At 69.9% G+C, this 17,202-nt stretch carries 13 protein-coding genes and 2 tRNA genes; 12 read left to right on the forward strand and 3 right to left on the reverse strand.

All coding sequences use genetic code 11. The features are described from left to right. On the forward strand, positions 1-1,578 hold the full coding sequence (gene gltX / locus C8E99_RS02495; RefSeq protein WP_115933158.1) for a glutamate--tRNA ligase: 1,578 nt from the start codon (positions 1-3) through the stop codon (positions 1,576-1,578). On the opposite strand, the gene C8E99_RS02500 is transcribed toward gltX, so the two are convergent. Then, entirely contained in the window at positions 1,575-2,888 is a 1,314-nt protein-coding gene (locus C8E99_RS02500) for an APC family permease (RefSeq protein WP_115930971.1), read from the reverse strand. The genes gltX and C8E99_RS02500 overlap by 4 nt on opposite strands. Before the next feature lie 148 nt (positions 2,889-3,036). Here C8E99_RS02500 and C8E99_RS02505 point away from each other — a divergent pair. From C8E99_RS02505 to C8E99_RS02525, 5 genes are all read left to right on the forward strand, one after another. Next, positions 3,037-3,108 (forward strand) — tRNA-Gln (locus tag C8E99_RS02505). Positions 3,109-3,222: 114 nt separating this feature from the next. Continuing rightward, a tRNA-Glu gene (locus C8E99_RS02510) sits at positions 3,223-3,298 on the forward strand. Positions 3,299-3,385: 87 nt separating this feature from the next. Continuing rightward, on the forward strand, positions 3,386-5,170 hold the full coding sequence (locus C8E99_RS02515; RefSeq protein WP_115933159.1) for a dynamin family protein: 1,785 nt from the start codon (positions 3,386-3,388) through the stop codon (positions 5,168-5,170). Between the two features lie 3 nt (positions 5,171-5,173). Next, the gene (locus C8E99_RS02520; RefSeq protein ID WP_115930972.1) at positions 5,174-6,928 is read left to right on the forward strand and encodes a dynamin family protein; all 1,755 of its coding nucleotides are present in this window, start codon (positions 5,174-5,176) and stop codon (positions 6,926-6,928) included. Further along, on the forward strand, positions 6,925-8,175 hold the full coding sequence (locus C8E99_RS02525) for a thiamine-phosphate kinase (protein WP_115930973.1): 1,251 nt from the start codon (positions 6,925-6,927) through the stop codon (positions 8,173-8,175). Before C8E99_RS02520 ends, C8E99_RS02525 begins: the two co-directional genes overlap by 4 nt. A 25-nt stretch (positions 8,176-8,200) precedes the next feature. On the opposite strand, the gene C8E99_RS02530 is transcribed toward C8E99_RS02525, so the two are convergent. Beyond that, entirely contained in the window at positions 8,201-9,619 is a 1,419-nt protein-coding gene (locus C8E99_RS02530) for a UDP-glucose dehydrogenase family protein (protein WP_281269076.1), read from the reverse strand. A 214-nt stretch (positions 9,620-9,833) separates the two neighbouring features. Beyond that, the gene (locus C8E99_RS02535) at positions 9,834-10,595 is read right to left on the reverse strand and encodes an IclR family transcriptional regulator (protein ID WP_115930974.1); all 762 of its coding nucleotides are present in this window, start codon (positions 10,593-10,595) and stop codon (positions 9,834-9,836) included. A gap of 103 nt (positions 10,596-10,698) precedes the next feature. Between C8E99_RS02535 and leuC the strand changes: the two genes are divergently transcribed. The 6 genes from leuC to C8E99_RS02565 all read left to right on the forward strand — a co-directional run bounded on the left by leuC (position 10,699) and on the right by C8E99_RS02565 (position 17,190). Beyond that, complete coding sequence (leuC, locus tag C8E99_RS02540) at positions 10,699-12,204, forward strand: 3-isopropylmalate dehydratase large subunit (RefSeq protein ID WP_245952039.1); 1,506 nt, start codon at positions 10,699-10,701, stop codon at positions 12,202-12,204. Between the two features lies 1 nt (position 12,205). After that, positions 12,206-12,808, forward strand: coding sequence for a 3-isopropylmalate dehydratase small subunit (gene leuD / locus C8E99_RS02545; protein ID WP_115930975.1), 603 nt, complete (start codon positions 12,206-12,208; stop codon positions 12,806-12,808). 120 nt (positions 12,809-12,928) lie between these two features. Next, positions 12,929-14,257, forward strand: coding sequence for a UDP-N-acetylglucosamine 1-carboxyvinyltransferase (murA, locus tag C8E99_RS02550; protein WP_115930976.1), 1,329 nt, complete (start codon positions 12,929-12,931; stop codon positions 14,255-14,257). A gap of 10 nt (positions 14,258-14,267) precedes the next feature. Continuing rightward, positions 14,268-15,005: a lysophospholipid acyltransferase family protein gene (locus C8E99_RS02555; protein ID WP_115930977.1), complete on the forward strand. Its 738-nt coding sequence runs from the start codon at positions 14,268-14,270 to the stop codon at positions 15,003-15,005. Continuing rightward, complete coding sequence (locus tag C8E99_RS02560) at positions 15,002-16,039, forward strand: NAD(P)H-dependent glycerol-3-phosphate dehydrogenase (protein ID WP_115930978.1); 1,038 nt, start codon at positions 15,002-15,004, stop codon at positions 16,037-16,039. Before C8E99_RS02555 ends, C8E99_RS02560 begins: the two co-directional genes overlap by 4 nt. Continuing rightward, the gene (locus C8E99_RS02565; protein ID WP_245952040.1) at positions 16,036-17,190 is read left to right on the forward strand and encodes a D-alanine--D-alanine ligase family protein; all 1,155 of its coding nucleotides are present in this window, start codon (positions 16,036-16,038) and stop codon (positions 17,188-17,190) included. The genes C8E99_RS02560 and C8E99_RS02565 overlap by 4 nt, the downstream gene beginning before the upstream one ends. Positions 17,191-17,202 lie beyond the last annotated feature (12 nt).

Raw genomic sequence — 17,202 nt, forward strand, 5'->3', positions numbered from 1 at the left:
ATGAGCCCTGAAACCCGACCGGCCCCTGCCGATGTTCCCGCTGTCCCCGCCGAGACGCCCGTCCGCGTCCGCTTCTGTCCCTCACCCACCGGAACCCCGCACGTCGGGCTGATCCGCACGGCCCTGTTCAACTGGGGCTGGGCGCGCCACACTGGCGGCAAGATGGTGTTCCGCATTGAGGACACCGACGCCAAGCGCGATTCCGAGGAGAGCTACCAGCAGCTGCTGGAGGCCATGGACTGGCTCGGCATCGACTGGGACGAGGGCGTGGAGGTCGGTGGACCGCACGGCCCGTACCGGCAGTCACAGCGGGCCGAGCTCTACCAGGAGGTCATCACCAAGCTCCGGGACGCCGGCTACATCTACGAGGCTTTCTCCACGGCTGACGAGGTCGAGGCCCGGCACCGGGCCGCCGGCCGGGACCCGAAGCTAGGCTATGACAATTTCGACCGCGAGCTGTCTGACGAGCAGAAGCAGGCCTTCCGGGCGGAGGGCCGCCAGCCGGTGCTGCGCCTGCGCATGCCGGACACGGACATCACCTTCACGGACACCGTCCGCGGTGAGATCACCTTCCGGGCGGGCTCCGTCCCGGACTTCGTGGTGGTCCGTGCCGATGGGAACCCGCTGTACACCCTGGTGAACCCCGTGGACGACGCCCTCATGGAGATCACCCATGTGCTGCGCGGTGAGGACCTGCTCTCCTCCACCCCCCGCCAGATCGCCCTCTACCGGGCCCTCTACGCGGTGGGCGTGGCCCGGTACATGCCGGAGTTCGGTCACCTGCCCTACGTCATGGGCGAGGGCAACAAGAAGCTGTCCAAGCGTGATCCGCAGTCGAACATCTTCCTGCACCGTGAGCGCGGCTTCATCCCCGAGGGGCTCATCAACTACCTGGCCCTGCTGGGCTGGTCTCTCTCCGCGGACGAGGACATCTTCACCCGCGAGCAGTTCATCGAGGCCTTCGACATCCACCAGGTGCTGGCCAACCCCGCCCGCTTCGACGAGAAGAAGGCCACGGCGATCAACGGCACCCACATCCGGATGCTGGACGCCGCCGACTTCCGTGGCCGGCTGGTGCCCCACCTGCAGGCTGCGGGCCTGGTGGGCGAGTCCCTGACCGACCGTGAGAACAAGATCCTCGACGCCGGCGCCCCCCTCGTCCAGGAACGCGTCGCCCTGCTGGGGGAGGCCGTGGAGATGCTCGCCTTCCTCTTCCAGCCGGACGTGGACATCAGGACGGCGGACGGGGCCCTGAAGGGCATGCCCGCCGACCTGCCGGCGGCCCTGGCCGCGGCCCGCGCTGGCCTGGACGGGATCGACGCCGGCTCGTGGACCGTCGAGTCCATCGAGGCTGCCCTGCGTGCCGCGTTGATCGACGGCCTGGGACTCAAGCCGCGGCAGGCCTTCGGCCCCGTGCGGACCGCCGTGTCCGGCAAGAAGGTCTCGCCGCCGTTGTTCGAGTCCCTGGAGATCCTGGGTAAGGACTCCACCTTGTCGCGCCTGGACCGGTTTGCGGCTGAACAGGCTGATCAAGCTGAACAGGCAGAGCAGCAGGCGGCGGCAACGCCGGAAGCCTAGGGCGCCCGGCGGGCCCGTCGGCGCCAGGCGGCCAGGCCGGCGAGCACCGCCGCGAGGGCGAGGAACGGCAGGCCGAGTCGCCAGACCTCGCCCTCGACCTGGGTGGTCAGGCCGATGCAGGAGACGATCCCTGCCACGGGCAGGAACGCCGGGACACGGAAGTGGCGCCGGTCCACCGGGTCCCGCCGCAGCACGAGCACGGCGGCGTTGACCGCGGTGAACACCACGAGCAGCAAGAGCACCATGGTGCCCGCCAGGATCTCCAGCGTGCCGGTCAGCGCGAGTACCAGGGATAGGCCGGTGGTGGCGATGATGGCCACCCAGGGCGTCCGCCGTTGCGGCAGCAGCCGGGTCAGCACGGCCGGCAGCAGCCCGTCCCGGGCCATGCCGTAGGCCAGGCGCGAGGACATGATGCCGGTCAGCAGAGCACCGTTGGCCACCGCCACGAGGGCGATCACACTGAAGAGGACCGGCGGGACGAATCCGGCGGCCGTGACCACCTGGAGCAGGGGAGCAGAACTCTCGGCCAGTTCCGCCGTGGGGATGACGGCCGCGGCAGCCGCGCCGACGAGCGCGTAGACGACTCCGGCCACGACCAGGGCGCCGAAGAGCGCCCGGGGGTAGGACCGGGCCGGGTCCTTGGTCTCCTCGGCGAGGTTCACGCTCGTCTCGAAGCCCACGTAGGAGTAGAAGGCGAGGACGGTGCCGGCCAGGACGGCGGGCAGTGGACCGTGGTCGTCCGTGCCCAGCTCCGTCAGCCGGCTGAGATCCCCGTCCCCGCGGGCCACGACGATGATGCCGAGGACGACCACCAGTATCAGACCGGAGACCTCGATGATGGTGGCCACGCGGTTGGCGCCCATCGACTCTGAGATGCCCCGTGCGTTCAGCGCGGCCAGCAGCCCCAGGAAGACCACCACCACGAGTGCCGTGGGGAGCGTGACGAACTCGCTGAGGTAGTCGCCGGCGAAGCCGAGCGCCAGGGTGCCTACGGACACGATGCCGGCCGAGAGCATGCAGAACCCGACCAGGAAGCCGACGAAGGGGCCGAAGGCGCGCATGGTGTAGTGGGCGGAGCCTCCGGCGCGCGGATACTTGGTGGCCAGCTCGGCGTAGGAACCGGCCGTCAGCAGCGCCAGGACCAGGGCCACCACGAGGGGGACCCAGACGGCTCCGCCCGCAGTGGCGGCGATCTCGCCGGCCAGGACGTAGACGCCCGCGCCGAGGACATCGCCGAGGATGAAGAAGAAGAGCCCCGCGGTGGTGACCGTGCGGCGCAGGGAAACAGGCTGACCAGAGGGTGCTGTCATGGACTCACTGTAGGCATGAGAGAGTCTGCATGGCGGCCGTTTTGTCATTGGGGCGGAACGTCGGTATAGTAAACACCCGTGCCGGAGTGAGTCCGGCATGAATGGCGCAAGAGGGATTCAGGTCACTGAATCACTCCTTGACAGCCATTGGGGTATGGTGTAATCGGCAACACAACGGTTTCTGGTACCGTCATTCTAGGTTCGAGTCCTGGTACCCCAGCGGAGTTCATCGGTTCGGTTTCGGTCGATTTGGTGGAATCCCCCAGAGTGTGAAACACTACTGGGGTTGTCCAATCGGAAATGCCCCACGGCAAGACGGTTGAGCAACGGTGACGGCCCCATCGTATAGCGGCCTAGTACGCTGCCCTCTCACGGCGGTAACGCGGGTTCGAATCCCGCTGGGGTCACCAGCTGAGAAGACCCGGTCCATCAGGACCGGGTCTTTTTCTTTGCCCGCCGGAACCTGCTGTGCTCCGCCGTCCTGTTCCGGTGCCATGATGGGATGCGTGAGCACTGATCCCACCCCCGTCCCGCCACAGCGAGCGGCCCAGGCCGTGGACCTGCTGAGCCGGCTGCGCAGCGAACTGGCCGGGGTGTCCCTGCCGCTCGGGACCGATGCAGCAGCCGGGGCCGTCCGAGTACGGGACGCTGCCATCGCCCAGCTGGACGACTACGTCCTGCCGCGGTACCGCAGCCTGGACGCACCGCTGTTGGCCGTCGTCGGGGGATCAACCGGTGCCGGCAAGTCCACTCTCGTCAATGCCCTGGTGGGGCACGCCGTGACTCGTTCCGGCGCCATCCGTCCGACCACACGGCAACCGATCCTTCTTCATCACCCGGTGGACGTCGACTGGTACACCACCACCCGCGTGCTGCCGAACCTCTCCCGGACCACCGGCCACCGCGCCGTGCCGGGGACTACGGTGCCTGCCGAACGCGTGGGGGTGGATCCCGATCCCGTGGCCATCAATTCCCTGGTTCTGGTGGCCGAGCCAGCCCTGCCCGCCGGCCTGGCCCTGCTGGACGCCCCGGACATCGACTCCATCGCGGACGAGAACCGCCGGCTGGCGGGTCAGCTCCTCTCGGCCGCGGACCTGTGGATCTTCGTCACCACCGCGAACCGCTATGCGGATGCCGTCCCCTGGGAGCTGCTCCTGGACGCCGCCGCGCGGGACATCACGGTCGCCGTGGTGCTGGACCGCGTTCCGGCCGGCGTGGAGGATGAGGTGGCCACGGACCTGCGTGGGCTCCTGGAACGTCAGGGGTTGGGCTCGGCCGGGCTCTTTGTCGTCACGGAGTCCGCCCTCGACGCCCAGGGAATGCTCCCGGCGAGCGCCGTGCGGCCGCTGCGCGAATGGCTGGAGTCCATTGCCGGTGATGCCGGTTCCCGAGCGGACGTGGCCCGCCGCACCCTCAACGGGGTGGTTCGGCAACTGGCTGAGAAGACCTCGGTCCTGGCGGAGGCCGAGGACGACCAGCGCCACGCGGCGACCCGGCTGGCCGGGGACGTGGACTCCGCCTACGAGCAGGCGCTGGCGGGCGTGCTCGCCTCGACCCAGGACGGGACGCTGCTGCGCGGCGAGGTGCTCTCCCGCTGGCAGGACTTCGTCGGCACAGGAGAGTTCTTCCGGTCGTTGGAATCGGGGATCGGACGGTTGAGGGACCGGATCACCTCCTTCTTCCGAGGCCGGCCGGCCCCACCGGAGGACGTCGAGATGGCGATCGAGACGGGCTTGCACGCCGTCCTCGTGGAACAGGCCGCTGCCGCCTCGGAGGAGTCCGCCCAGCGCTGGCGACAGGACGCCGCCGGGCGCGCGCTCGTCACCGGCCTGGACCCAGCCGGGCTCCCCGCCGACTTCAGCGACCGTGCGGCCGCCGAGATCCGGGGCTGGCAGGGTGACCTGATCTCGCTGATCGAACGGGAAGGCGCCGGCAAGCGGACGATGGCCCGGATCTCCGCTCTGGGGGTGAACGGCGTGGCCGTGACCCTGATGATCGTCTCCTTCGCCGCCACCGGCGGGCTGCTGGGCATCGAGGTCGGGATCGCCGGGGGGACCGCGGTGGTGGCTCAGAAGCTGCTCGAATCGATCTTCGGCGAGGACGCTGTCCGCCGGCTGGCCCAACGCTCCCAGGAGAATCTCGTGGACCGGATCACCGGGCTGCTGCAGGCCGATGCCCGCCGGTTCACCGCCCTGCTGGACGACGTCCGAGACCAGGAGGAGACCGATCAGCTGCGTTCCCTTGCCCCTGAACTGCGCCGGCTGGCCGGACGGGAGGGCTGACCCGTGACGACGCACGACTCCAGTCCGCTGGACCTCAAACTCGCGGCCCTCGAGACTGCCGCCCGGCTGGGCGAGGGCCGGGTGACCGAGGAAGCGTTGGCCTCCGCCCGTCAGGTGGTGGAACGAGCCCGGGAGCGACGCCGGCTCTCGGCCGACCACACGGTCGTCGGCTTCTTCGGTGCCACCGGTTCCGGGAAATCCAGCCTCTTCAACGCGGTCACCGGTCACCCTCTCGCCCGGGCCGCAGCCACGCGGCCCACGACCTCTGAGCCCCTGGCCGCCGTGTGGGGTGCCGACGGGTCCGAACCGCTGCTCGACTGGCTGGAGGTCTCCCACCGTCACCAGCTGGACGGTCCCGCGGCAGGAGTTGAGCCCTCGGGACCGTGGTCCCGGCTGCTCGGCCAGCGCTGGACCAGGAAAAACGGGCGGCAGAGCGATGGGCAGCACGGACGCACGAACGGCCGGCAGAACGACCAGCCTGGGGGCCTGATCCTGTTGGACTTACCGGACTTCGACTCGATCGCCGTCCGGCACCGGGAGATCGTGACCCGGCTGGCCGGCCAGGTGGACGTGCTCGTCTGGGTCGTGGACCCGCAGAAATACGCGGATGCCGCCCTGCACCGCGAATTCCTCGAGCCGCTGGCCGCCCACCGCGGCGTCACCCTCGTGGTGCTGAACCAGACCGACCGGCTGGCCGAGGCGGATGTGGAGGCTGTGACCGCGTCCCTGAAGGGCATCCTGGCTCAGGACGGCCTCGCCCGCGTACCCGTCTATCCCGCCTCGGCCACCACCGGCGCCGGAGTCGAGCCCCTCCGGTCTGCCATCGCGGAGGTGGCCCAACGACGGAGCGCCGCCAGTGAACGGCTGCTCTCGGATGTGCGCACGGCCGCCAAGGCCCTTGGCGCCGAGGACGCGGGAGGCGTTCCGGCCGGCGTCGGGAAGGCAGATGAGGCCAGGCTCGTGGACGCGCTGACCGAGGCTGCCGGCGTCACCACCGTGGTGCGGGCCGTGCAGCGGTCCTACCGGCTCGAGGGCGGCCGCCGCACCGGATGGCCTATGGTCCGGTGGGCCACGCGCCTTCGTCAGGACCCATTGCGCCGGCTCGGGTTGCGCCGCGGGGAGGTTCCGCAGCGCGGAATGAACCGGGTGTCGGCCTCCGCGGCCGACGATCCGCGACTGCACCGGAGCTCACTGCCCGAGCGCAGCCCGGCCCAGCGGGCGCAGGCCGACGGCGCCATCCGAGCCTTCGCCGAGGTCACCGGAGCTGGGGCCCCGGACGCGTGGCGTTCCTCCATCCGCCGTGCCGCCCGCAGCCATGCGGACACACTCCCGGACGAGCTGGACCAGGCGATCACCTCCACCGACCTGGGGGCCGGAAAGGGCTCCTGGTGGTGGCACGTGGTCAATGCCCTCCAGTGGATCGCCCTGGCGGCTGCCGTGGCCGGTCTTGCCTGGCTGGGCGTCCTGGCCCTGGCAGGGTACTTCCAGTTCGAGACGCCACCCGCCCCGGACGTGGAGGGCTTCCCGATTCCCACGCTGCTCGTGTTCGGCGGACTGGCCTTCGGGCTGCTGCTGGCACTGCTGATGGCCCCCTTGGTGCGGCTGGTGGCGCGGAACCGCGCGCGCCGGGCCCGACGCCGGCTGCGCGCCGCGGTCTCGGTGGTCGCCCGGGAGCGCATCGCCGAGCCGGTGACGGCGGAGATCGAACGCTACGGTGCGTTCCGGGAGGCGCTGGCGGCGGCCAGTGGGCGCCATTGACCGCGCCAGGCACGACACCGACCCCGCGAGCCCGCCAGACCGTCGGCGGGCTGGGCGAGTCGGGGATCCTGCGGATCCTGAACCGCCGATTCGCCACCGTACCGGCAGCGGGAGACTGGCCGGAGGGGACCGTCGGCCCCGGGGATGATGCCGCCGTCGTGTCCGCCCCGGACGGCCGATTCGTCATCACGACGGACGCCATGGCACAGGACCGTGATTTCCGCCTGGACTGGCCGGCCGTTCCCCGTGGGCTGGCCAGCAGGTCTGACGGCAGGACTGAGGGTGGGCCCGATGGCGGGTCCAACGGAGGGAGGTTCGACGGACACGGCTTTGCGGGCGGCTATGCCACCGGTTGGAAGGCCGCTGCCCAGAATTTCTCCGACATCAACGCCATGGGGGGCGAGCCCTCCGGTCTGCTCCTGGCCCTGACCATGCCCCCCACCACCCCCGTGGCCTGGATCGACGGCCTCGCCGCCGGGCTCGCCGGGGCGGTGCGCCACCTCGGGGCGGCCCGTTGCCGGATCGTCGGCGGGGACTTGGGCTCGGATGACCGCATCACCGTGGCCGTCACCGCCACGGGCGACCTGGACGGCCGGCCGGCGGTGCGGCGCACCCTGCCGCCGGCAGCCCGCGCGGTCACGGCTGGCGCCGACTTGGACCTGGTCCTGTGCGGCCGGGCCGGCTGGGCCGCCGCCGGCCTGGCCGTGCTGGAGACGCCCCGCAGGGTGTTGGATGAACGGCTGCGCATTGCCGAAGGGGCGGAACAGAAGGAACAGAAGGAACAAGCGGAACAGGGGGACCAGCTGGACCACGGCGTCCGGCGACTCGCCGCGCTGGCGGCCGCCGCCCAACTCCGGCCCCGGCCCGTGCTGGGCGCAGGACGAGTGGCCGCGGAGGCCGGGGCACTGGCCATGATGGACGTCTCCGATGGCGTGCTGAAGGACGCCGGCCGCCTGGCCACGGCCAACGGCCTGCGGGCGGACCTCGATCCGGACTGGGTGCGCCGCGAGGCCTCGGTCCTCGTGCCCCTGGCGCGCGCCCTGGACCCCGCGAGCGGGCAACGGACCGCCGAATGCTGGGTGTCCGCCGGGGGAGAAGACTACGGCCTCCTCGCCGCACTGCCCACGGGGGCCACGGTGCCGCCGGGATTCCGGCGGATCGGACGCCTGGTCGCCGAGTCGGGAGCACCCGCGGCAGCGGCTAGCGTAGGCAGCGCAGGCGGGTGGGACCACTTCACGGACCGGTGACCGGCCGGCGTCGTTCCCCTCGGCTTCACACCGACTTTTCCGGGGCGAAGCGGTGTCCGAGAGCGGCGTGGGTAAAGCCGGCGGCTTGCCAGGGGGCGGGGTCCAGGACGTTGCGGGCGTCGATGAGGGTGCGGCGGTCCATGAGCCGGCCGATGTCCTCGGGGTCCATCTGGCGGAACTCGTCCCATTCGGTGAGCAGGATCATCAGGTCGGCACCGATGACGGCCTTCTGCAGGGTGTTGACGTAGCCCAGGCGGGGAAAGCGGCGGGCGGCGTTGGCGTTGCCCTTCGGGTCGTAGACGGCCACCTCGGCCCCGGCGGTGAAGAGCCGGTTGGCGACGTCCAGGGCGGGGGAGTCACGAACATCGTCCGAATGGGGCTTGAAGGTGACTCCGAGGATCGCGATCTTCGCTCCGTTGAGGACCTCGACGGCGGCCGGGGAAGGTACGGTGCCGGAACCCTCGCCCACGCCGGTGGTGCGGATCGAGCCGTTGAGGCTGTGGGAGAGGACCTGGACGGCGAGGTCGACGACGCGGTCGCGGCGGCGCAGGTTGATGTCATCCATCTCGGCCAAGAAGCGCATGGTGCGGTCCAGCCCGAGTTCGGAGACCCGCGCCTGCAGCGCCCGGATGTCCTTGGGCAGGCAACCACCGCCGAAGCCGACGCCAGCGTTGAGGAACTTCCGCCCGATCCGAGGATCATGGCCGATCGCGTCCGCCAGGGTGCCGATATCCCCGCCGGCGATCTCGGTGATCTCCGAGAAGGCGTTGATGAAGGAGATCTTCGTGGCCAAGAAGGCGTTGGCGGCGACCTTGACCAGTTCGGCGGTGGCGAAGTCCGTACTAATCCATGGGGTGCCCTCGGCCAGGGACTTCGCGTACACCTGACGCAGGATGTCCTCTGCGTGGGCCGATTCCACACCGACGACCAGGCGGTCCGGGGTCAGGGTGTCCCTGACCGCATATCCCTCGCGCAGGAACTCCGGGTTCCAGGCCAGCTCGACCGTACCCGGCAGGCTGGCGTTGGCGCGGGCATTCGCCAACAGGGTCCTGAGCCGTTCGGCGGTGCCGACCGGGACGGTGGACTTGCCCACGATCAGTGCGTCCCGGGTGATGTGCTCCGCCAGGGAGGTCACGGCGGCGTCCACGAAGCGCAGGTCCGCGGCGGATTCACCGGGTTTCTGCGGGGTACCGACGCCGATGAAGTGGACATCGGCCCAGGTGCCGACCTCCTCGTAGGAGGTGGTGAAACGCAACCGGCCGGAGTCCACGTGCTTGGTCAGCAGTTCCGGCAGGCCGGGCTCGTGGAAGGGCAGCTCCCCGCGGGTCAACGCGTCGATCTTCGCCTGGTCGATGTCCAGGCCCAGGACCTCGAAACCCAGCTCCGCCATACACGCCGCGTGCGTGGCTCCCAGATACCCCGTCCCGATCACTGAGACACGCAGCGGTGGCCCCCCGCCAGCGTCCCTTTCGGGGCGGGGGGCAGTGGAGGCTTCAGGCTCGGTACGGATGGGAGTCTGGGTCTGGGCGGAAACGATGGCTGGCTCGGTCACGTGGCCCATCGTAGGGACGGCCGCGTCCGAGATCACGGCTGGGAGGCGAACACCATGCCTCGAATGCGCGAACACTTCGCTGCTGTCCGGGTGACTGGCTGGGTGGCTAGCGTGCCTGGGTGTGCGTGGTCCGGATCAGTTCGGTGAGGTTGTGCGCGTGGCGCATCACCGTCTCCGCGTGGACCCGTCCGGGTTGGCGGGTCAAACGTTCGATGGGTCCGGAGATGGACACGGCGGCGATCACCCGTCCGCTCGGACCGCGCACCGGTGCCGAGACGGAGGCGACTCCCGGCTCGCGTTCCCCCAGTGACTGGGCCCAGCCACGGCGCCGGACGGCGGCCAGCACCGTGGGGGTGTAGACGGCCCCGTTGAGGCCCTCGACGAGCCGTTCATTGTCCTCCCACGCCAGCAGCACCTGTGCGGCAGAGCCGGCCTTCATGGACAGCCGCGTCCCGACTGGAATGGTGTCGCGGAGCCCCACCGGCCTCTCAGCACTGGCGACGCACACGCGGGCGTCGGCCTGCCGGCGGAAGAGCTGGGAACTCTCCCCGGTGGCATCCCGCAACCGGGACAGTACCGGGCCGGCGGCCGCCGTCAGCCGGTCCTCACCGGCAGCCGAGGCCAGCTCGGAGAGCCTGCTGCCCAAGACGTAGCGGCCCTGCAGGTCACGGCCGACCAGCCGGTGATGGACGAGTGCCGAGGCGAGGCGATGGAGGGTGGGCCGCGCGATGCCCGTGGCGGACACCAGCTCGGCCAGCGACGTCGGCCCGGCCTCAAGGGCATCCAGGATGGCGGCGGCCTTGTCCACCACGCCGACCCCGCTGGGCGTGTGGAGGGCCTGCGGTGTCTCGTGCTCCGACGTGTCCATACTCTGATACTAGCGTCTCAGTATGTGAGACATTCGCGGCCGTGATGGCCACCGTCGGCGCCGCGGTGCCAGAGTATGGATGTCACTGGTGGAAGGACACGAGATGGTAGCCCAGGCATCCCCTGAAAACGTCGCCGCAACAGTCGCAACGGCTTCAACAGCAGCAGCCCCGCGCACGCTGGCCGAGAAGGTCTGGCAGGATCACGTGGTGGTTCCCGGCAACGGTGCCGGCGACGCCCAGACCCCCGACCTGCTGTACATCGACCTGCACATCATGCACGAGGTCACCAGCCCGCAGGCCTTCGAGGGGCTGCGCCTGGCGGGCCGCCCCGTCCGGCGCCCCGACCTGACGATCGCCACCGAAGACCACAACACCCCCACGTTGGAGATCGACAAGCCGATCGCCGACCCGGTCTCGGCCAAGCAGATCCAGACCCTGCGGGACAACGCCCAGGAGTTCGGCATCCGGCTCCATTCCCTGGGCGACGCCGAACAGGGCATCGTCCACGTGGTGGGGCCGCAGTTGGGCCTCACCCAGCCGGGCATGACCGTGGTGTGCGGCGACTCGCACACCTCCACGCACGGCGCCTTCGGGGCCCTGGCCTTCGGCATCGGCACCTCCGAGGTCGAGCATGTGCTGGCCACCCAGTCCCTGCCGCTGAAGCCGTTCAAGACCATGGCCATCACCGTCGAGGGCACCCTCCGGGAGGGGGTGACCGCCAAGGACATCATCCTCGCGGTCATCGCGAAGATCGGCACCGGTGGCGGGCAGGGGTACGTCCTGGAGTACCGGGGTTCGGCCATCCGGGCGCTGTCCATGGACGCGCGCATGACCATCTGCAACATGTCGATCGAGGCCGGTGCCCGCGCCGGCATGGTCGCCCCGGACGAGACGACCTTCGAGTACATCAAGGGCCGTCCCCACGCCCCCCAGGGCGAGGACTGGGACGCCGCAGTCGAGTACTGGTCCAGCCTGCCCACGGACAAGGGTGCGGCCTTCGACGCCGAGGTGTTCCTGGACGCTGACGCGCTGGAGCCCTTCGTCACCTGGGGCACGAACCCGGGGCAGGGCGTGTCCCTGAGTGACACCGTTCCGATCCCGGAGCACTTCGACGATCCGAACGCCCGGGCCGCCGCCGAGCGGGCGCTGGAATACATGGACCTGACCGCCGGCATGCCGATGAAGGACATCCGGGTGGACACCGTCTTCCTGGGCTCCTGCACCAACTCCCGGCTCGAGGACCTGCGCACCGCGGCCGCGATCATCAAGGGCCGGACCAAGGACGAGAACGTGCGGATGATCGTGGTCCCCGGCTCCGCCCGGGTGCGTCTGGAGGCGGAGGCCGAGGGCCTGGACCGCGTGTTCAAGGACTTCGGTGCCGAATGGCGCTTCGCCGGCTGCTCCATGTGCCTCGGGATGAACCCGGACCAGTTGGCCCCGGGAGAGCGGTGCGCTTCCACGTCCAACCGCAACTTCGAGGGGCGCCAGGGCAAGGGTGGCCGCACCCACCTGGTCTCGCCTGTGGTCGCGGCCGCGACCGCGATCCGCGGCACGCTCTCCTCGCCGTCCGACCTGGCGGCATCCGAATCCGAACTGCAGGAGGCCTGACATGGAACCCTTCACCAGCCACACCGGGATCGGCGTTCCGCTGAAGCAGTCCAATGTGGACACGGACCAGATCATCCCGGCTGTCTACCTCAAACGGATCACCCGCACCGGTTTCGAGGACGCCCTGTTCGCCGGCTGGCGCAAGGACCCGGAGTTCATCCTAAACCGGGAGCCCTACTCGGCCGGTTCCGTCCTGGTGGCGGGCCCGGACTTCGGCACCGGTTCCTCCCGCGAGCACGCGGTGTGGGCCCTGAAGGACTTCGGGTTCAAGGTGGTCCTGTCCGCTCGCTTCGCGGACATCTTCCGCGGCAACTCCGGCAAGCAGGGCCTGCTGGCCGCCGAGGTGGACCAGCAGGATATCGAGCTGATTTGGAAGGAGCTCGAAAACCATCCGGGCACTCAGGTGACGGTGGACCTGGAGGCCCGCATCGTGACCTGCGGTTCGTTCAGCACCGGCTTCCAGGTGGACGACTACACGCGCTGGCGTCTGAGGGAGGGGCTCGATGACATCGGCCTCACCCTGCGCACGGAGCAGGAGATCACCGATTTCGAGGCGAGCCGCCCGGCCTACAAGCCCGCCACGCTTCCGGCCCGGACCACCTGATCCCGGACTGATCCGGCTTCGCCCCGTATGCTGGTGTGCGGATCTGCGCCGGGCCCGTCCCAGCCATCCGCACACCAGCGACGGCCCGTTCCGGCGGGCCACGGAGGAATGCCACTGTCTATGGGAAATCTGCTGACGATCAACGGCGGTAAGCCGCTCGAGGGACGCGTGACCGTCCGTGGCGCCAAGAACCTGGTGCCGAAGGCCATGGTGGCCTCGCTGCTGGGCAGCAAGCCGTCGGTCCTGCGCAACGTCCCGGAGATCCGGGATGTAGACATTGTCACGGGCCTGCTCTCCGTCCATGGGGTCAAGGTCTCCAAGGATCCGGAGACCGGGGACCTCTCCCTGGATCCCGCGGACACCAAGTCCGCCACCAGCTCGGAGATCGACGCCCACGCCGGCGACTCCCGCATCCCCATCCTCTTCTGTGGGCCGCTGATGCACTCGATCGGTGAGGCCTTCATTCCCGATCTGGGGGGTTGCAAGATCGGTGACCGGCCGATCGACTTCCACCTGACCGTGCTGCGCAACTTCGGCGCCGTGGTGGAGAAGCGACCCGGCGGCATCCACATCTCGGCACCGAAGGGGCTCACCGGCGCCAAGCTCGAGTTGCCGTACCCCTCCGTGGGCGCCACCGAGCAGGTGTTGTTGACCGCCGTGAAGGCCGAGGGCATCACGGAGCTCAAGGGCGCCGCCGTCGAGCCGGAGATCCACGATCTGATCCACATCCTGCAGAAGATGGGCGCCATCATCACGGTCCAGACCGACCGGACCATCCGGATCGAGGGCGTCAACGAGCTCTCCGGGTTCAACCACCAAGCCATCCCGGACCGCAACGAGTCGGCGTCATGGGCCTCGGCTGCACTCGTGACCCAGGGGGACATCTACGTCGAGGGCGCCATGCAACGCGACCTGACGGCCTTCCTGAACATCTACCGGAAGATCGGCGGCGAGTTCGAGGTCGACGATCACGGCATCCGCTTCTGGCACGGCGGGGGGAGCCTCAAACCCCTCGTCCTGGAGACCAACGTCCACCCGGGTTTCATGACGGACTGGCAGCAGCCGCTCGTGGTGGCGCTGTCCCAGGCCGAGGGCGTCTCGATCGTGCATGAGACGGTCTACGAGAACCGCTTCGGGTTCACCGACGCACTCGTGCGGATGGGCGCCTCCATCCAGTTGCACCGTGAGTGCCTGGGGTCCGTGCCGTGCCGGTTCGGTCAGCGCAACTTCCTGCACTCCGCCGTGATCTCGGGACCGACCGAGTTGCACGGGGCGGATTTCGACATCCCCGACCTGCGCGGCGGGTTCTCCCACCTCATCGCCGCCCTCGCTGCCCAGGGAACCTCGCGTGCCACGGGCATCGAGATCATCAACCGCGGCTATGAGAAGTTCATGGACAAGCTCATCGGCCTCGGGGCAGACGTCGAGCTGAGCAGCCTGGGCCGCTAGGGGACCTCTCGTGACCGAATCAACCGGACTGCGCGCCGGCTATCTCGCGGCGGCCTCCCTGGTCCGCCCCGCGCTCAACGCCATCATGTCCAAGGAATGGCAGGGTGCCCACCACATCCCGGATTCGGGATTCATCGTGTGCGCCAACCACATCTCCAACCTGGACCCGTTGGCCCTGGGCCACATGGTCTACACCCAGGGCCACCTGCCACACTTCCTGGCCAAGTCCGAGCTGTTCCAGCTGCCGGTCGTGGGCGGGATCATCACCAGGTTGCGGCAGATTCCCGTGGACCGCGCCCGCGGGGGCAACGAATCGCTCGTGGCCGCAGACCGGGTCCTGTCCGAGGGCGGCGCGATCATCATCTATCCCGAGGGGACCCTGACCTCGGACCCGGACCTGTGGCCCATGAAGGCCAAGACCGGGGCGGCGCGGTTGGCTCTCAAGGCCGGGGTGCCGGTCATCCCGGTGGCCCAGTGGGGCATCCATGAGGTGCTGCCGAGGACTGCCAAGACACCCCGGCTCCGGCCCCGTGGGACGGGACGGATCCGCATCGGCGCCCCCGTGCCCCTGGAGGACCTGCGGGAGTCCACGCTGACGCGGTCCGTGCTGGAGACCGCCAGTGAACGCATCATGACGGCCATCACCGGAGAACTCGAGGTCCTCCGTGGCGAGGACGCGCCGGAGGGACGGTGGAATCCGCGCACCGGTCAACGGGAAGCGGGCCACCGGGGCCAGGGGATCTCGTGAACGCGCGCCCCGAGAAGCTGGTGGTGGTGGGAGCCGGCAGCTGGGGGACCACCTTCGCGAAGGTCCTGGCGGACAGCGCCATCGAGCGAGGGGTGGTCGAGCCGGAGATCGTGCTCTGGGCCCGCCGTCCCGAGGTGGCCGAGGACATCACCGCCCGGAAGCGCAACACCGACTACCTCCCGGACATCGACCTGCCGGCGTGCCTGAGCGCCACCACCGACCTGGCGGAGGCCGTGGCCGGTGCCGGACTGGTGGTGCTGGCCATCCCCGCCCAGGAGGTCCGCGGGCACCTGCCGACCATTCGCGCCCACCTGGACCCGGCCGCCGTCGTGGTGTCCCTGGTCAAGGGGTTGGAACGCGGTACCGACGCCCGGATGAGCGAGCTGTGCGCTGAGGAGCTCGGCCTGCCGGACGAGCGGTTCGCCGTGGTGTCTGGGCCGAACCTGGCCCTGGAGATCGCCCGCCAGGAGCCGACGGCGACTGTGGTGGCCTCCGCGGACCCGGCCACGGCCGAGTGGATCGCGGTGCGGACCTCGGGCCCGTACTTCCGGCCCTACACCAACACGGACGTGACCGGCGTCGAGATCTGCGGCGTGGTCAAGAACGTGATCGCGCTGGCCGTGGGGATCTGCGACGGGCTGGGCTACGGGGACAACTCCAAGGCCTCCGTCATCACCCGCGGGCTGGCCGAGACCGCACGCCTGGTCGAGAGCCTCGGGGGCCAGGCCGAGACCCTCGCCGGGCTCGCCGGGCTGGGCGACCTCGTGGCCACGTGTGCCTCGCCCCTGTCCCGCAACAGGACGGCCGGCCGGCACCTCGGCCAGGGGCTCAGCGTGGAGGAGGCCACCGCGCGGCTCAAGCAGACCGCCGAGGGCATGAAGTCGGTCTCCGCGGTGGTCGACCTCGCCCGGCGACACGGCGTGGAGATGCCGATCAGCGAGGCCATGAATGCCGTGATCGCTGGCGCCCTCGATGTCGACACCCTGGCGGGGCTGCTGCTGGCCCGTGACCTCAAACCGGAAGGACGATCGTGACCACGCAACCAGACCGCAACGCACGGCTCGGGTCTGGCGCCCACGGCCGGCTCCGCGTGCTCGTGCTCTTCGGAGGCCGTTCCAGCGAGCACCCGATCAGCTGCATCACCGCCGCCGGCGTGCTGAACGCCATGGACCCGGACCGGTACGAGGCGGTGCCCGTCGGGATCACGGCGACCGGCCGGTGGCACGGCTTCGAGGCAGACCCGGCGCATTGGAACCTGCCCGGCGGGGACCTGCCGCAGGTCCCGGAGCCGGCCGATCCGCTCGCGTTGCGCTGCACCGAGAGGGGCGGCCATGACCTCGTCTCCGTGGCCAGCGGGGAATCACACGGGACCATCGATGTGGTGTTCCCGCTGCTGCACGGGCCGTTCGGTGAGGACGGGACCCTGCAGGGAGAGCTCGAGATGGCCGCCGTGCCCTATGTGGGCGCCGGCGTGCTCGCCTCGGCCGTGGGCATGGACAAGCACTTCATGAAGGTCGCCTTCCAGGCCGCCGGGCTGCAGGTCGGACCGTGGGAGACCATCACGGACCGCCAGTGGCGTGGTGAGCGGGAGGCCGTTCTCGAGAGGGTCGCCGCCCTGGCCTTCCCCGTGTTCGTCAAACCGGCCCGGGCGGGTTCCTCCTTCGGCATCACCCGGGTGGCGGGCGCCGAGGACCTGGTAGCCGCGATCGAGGAGGCCCGCCGCTTCGACCCCAAGGTCGTCGTCGAGGCCGGGATCGTCGGCCGCGAGATCGAGTGCGCGGTGCTGGACGGCCATGGAGTCCAGGCACCGCGGGCCTCCCTGCCGGGCGAGATCGTGGTCCACGACGGCTCCGGCCAGCACGAGTTCTACGATTTCCAGGCCAAGTACCAGGACGATACCGCGGCAGACCTGTCCTGCCCGGCTGACCTGCCCGAGGCGGCCATCGACACGGTGCGCCGGCTCGCCGTCGTGGCCTTCGACGCCGTGGACGCCGAGGGCCTGTCCCGCGTGGACTTCTTCTACACTCCCGCTGGCGAATTCGTCATCAACGAGATCAACACGATGCCGGGCTTCACCCCGATCAGCATGTACCCCGCCATGTGGGAGCGGTCCGGGCTGGCCTACGGCGAACTGATCGGCGAACTCCTGCAGCTGGCTCTCGAGCGCGGCACCGGGCTCCACTAGGCCCGCCGCGGC

The sequence above is a fragment of the Citricoccus muralis genome, assembly GCF_003386075.1.
Classification (GTDB): domain Bacteria; phylum Actinomycetota; class Actinomycetes; order Actinomycetales; family Micrococcaceae; genus Citricoccus; species Citricoccus muralis.